This is a genomic window from Qipengyuania flavescens (genome assembly GCF_029688735.1).
Taxonomy (GTDB): Bacteria; Pseudomonadota; Alphaproteobacteria; order Sphingomonadales; family Sphingomonadaceae; genus Qipengyuania.
Map to the genome: position 1 here is coordinate 1 of NZ_JARULD010000011.1, position 2,526 is coordinate 2,526.

The 2,526-nt window shown below is 66.8% G+C and carries 2 protein-coding genes; both read left to right on the plus strand.

The features are described from left to right. Positions 1-117 precede the first annotated feature (117 nt). Positions 118-1,026, plus strand: coding sequence for a tyrosine-type recombinase/integrase (locus tag P8R33_RS14770; protein WP_278329717.1), 909 nt, complete (start codon positions 118-120; stop codon positions 1,024-1,026). Between the two features lie 6 nt (positions 1,027-1,032). Beyond that, the gene (locus P8R33_RS14775) at positions 1,033-2,226 is read left to right on the plus strand and encodes an IS91 family transposase (RefSeq protein ID WP_224800790.1); all 1,194 of its coding nucleotides are present in this window, start codon (positions 1,033-1,035) and stop codon (positions 2,224-2,226) included. Positions 2,227-2,526: the final 300 nt, after the last annotated feature.

Sequence of the window (2,526 nt, forward strand, 5' to 3'; positions counted from 1 at the left end):
GCACGAACCCGCTTCGCGGGAGGGGTGCTGGCGGCGCGGGTGACGCCAGAGCAAGAACGTAGCGAGTAGATCGAACAAGGCCGACCATTCCGGCTCCTTCAACCGAGGAGTCGAGAGATGAACGATCTTGTACCTGTTTCGCCCATCAGCCCGCTGCGCCAGCGGCTGATCGAGGATATGACCATGCGCCGGTTCAGCCCGGAGACGCAGCGCAACTATCTGCGCGATGTCGGGCGGTTCGCGACCTGGCTGGGGCGCTCGCCCCACACCGCGACCGCCGAGGATATCCGCCGCTTCCAGATCGAACAGCAGGAAGCCGGCGTTCCGGCGCCGACCATGAACAGCATTGTCGCGGCGCTGCGGTTCTTCTTCACCCACACCCTCGACCGGCCCGGGCTTGCCCGCAAGCTGGTCCGCACCGCTCATGCTCGCAAGATCCCGGTTGTGCTGACCCAGCCCGAGGTGAAGCGGCTCCTCGACGCCACGACCTGCCTCAAGCACCAGGCCGCGCTGTCGGTGGCCTACGGTGCGGGGCTGCGGGTCGGCGAGGTCTCGGCGCTCAAGGTGTGCGATATCGACAGCAAGCGCATGCTGCTCAGGATCGAACGCGGCAAGGGTGGACGCTATCGCAACGCCATGCTGCCCGAAGGTCTGCTTGTGCTGCTGCGGGAGTGGTGGCGCGCGGGGCGGCAACAGGGTGTGCTTCATGCCGATGGCTGGCTCTTCCCAGGTCAGAACGCGACGGTGCCGATCAGCACCCGCCAGCTCTACCGGGTCGTCGTTCAAGCGGCAGAGGCAGCCGATATCGCCAAGCGGGTCGGACCGCACACCCTACGGCACAGTTTTGCGACGCATCTGCTCGAGGACGGCGTCGATATCCGCGTCATCCAGGCACTGCTCGGCCATGCCAAGCTCAACACCACGGCCTTCTACACCAAGGTGGCAACGAAGACGATGCGGGCAGTTGTCAGCCCGCTCGACCGACTGGCCTTGGCGGCACCGGATAACGAGGTGCCGAGCGGCTGAGAGCCGGTGCGCACCTCGCTCGAGGTTGCCGACGTCTTCCGTGCTGCCGGGCCTGCTTATCGGGCCGCCCATGCCGGGCACCTGAGCCTGCATCAGCTCAAGGTCATGTCGGCGATCGAGCACTGTCGCACCGCCGCGCTGGGCGGGCACGTCGAGGCCTGCACCGACTGCGGCCATTGGCGGATCGCCTACAACTCCTGCCGCAACCGCCACTGCCCCAAGTGCCAGGGCGCCGCCGCGCGGACCTGGCTCGCCGCGCGCGAGGCCGACCTGCTGCCGGTCGGCTATTTCCACCTCGTGTTCACGCTGCCCGCCGAGATCGCCGCCATCGCGTTCCACAACAAGGCTCTGCTCTACGACCTGCTGTTCAAGACCGCCTCGCAGACGATGCTGACCATCGCTGCCGATCCCAAGCATCTGGGTGCGCGCATCGGCATCACCGCCGTGCTCCACACCTGGGGCTCGGCCATGACCCATCATCCGCACATCCACATGATCGTGCCGGGCGGCGGTATCGCGCTGGACGGGGACCGATGGATATCGTCCCGCCCGGCCTTCCTCCTGCCGGTGCGCGTGCTGGGCGCTTTGTTCCGCCGTCTGTTCCTGACCCGGCTGCTGGCGCTTCACGATGCCGGCAAGCTCGCCTTCTTCGGTAAGCTGGCGGAGTTGGCCGACCGCCGTGCGTTGCTGCGCCATCTGTCACCGGTGAGGAAGAAGCGCTGGGTGGTATATGCCAAGCCGCCGTTCGCCGGGCCCGAGGCCGTGCTCGCCTATCTCTCGCGCTACACCCACCGGGTCGCGATCTCGAACAGTCGGCTCATCTCCTTCGACGAGGATGGCGTAACGTTCCGCTACAAGGATTATCGTCGCTCTGCCCCAGACCGGCAGCAGATCATGACGCTCGGCGCCGACGAGTTCATCCGCCGCTTCCTGCTGCACTGCCTGCCTCGTGGCTTCCACCGCATCCGCCACTATGGCCTCCTCGCCGGAAGCACTCGCAAGGCCCGTCTCGAACGCGCCCGCCAGCTGCTCGCGGTCGCACCGCCTGCCGTCGATGAGGCGCCCGTCGAACCGCCCGATCCCCACCCGCCATGCCCTTGCTGCGGCGGGCACATGGTCATCATCGAGACCTTCCAGCGCTGCCATCCGCCACGCGGTCCGCCGAGCGCAGCCGCTCCATCCGGGCAACCTGCGCCGTGACCCGGCTCGGCATGACACTGTTCCACCCCGCCGCAGCCACGCTTCCGGCGGCGATGACGTCCGCATATTACCCGCCCAAAAGCAGTAGTCGCATCACCAAAATCGGACGAACCGGCGTCCTACGGGTGCTTTGTCATCGCAAAATCGGACCGGCTGCTATCGGACCCTTCCGCTTATCGGCACCGTCAGCAGCCGTCGGGATCAGCGCAAAGTCGAAATCCCCATAGCGCACCGCGTGCGGCCCGCGGGTTCGGGCACCGTCGACTTTCCGACGCCTCGCGGCGTCCGAAACTCTAAACG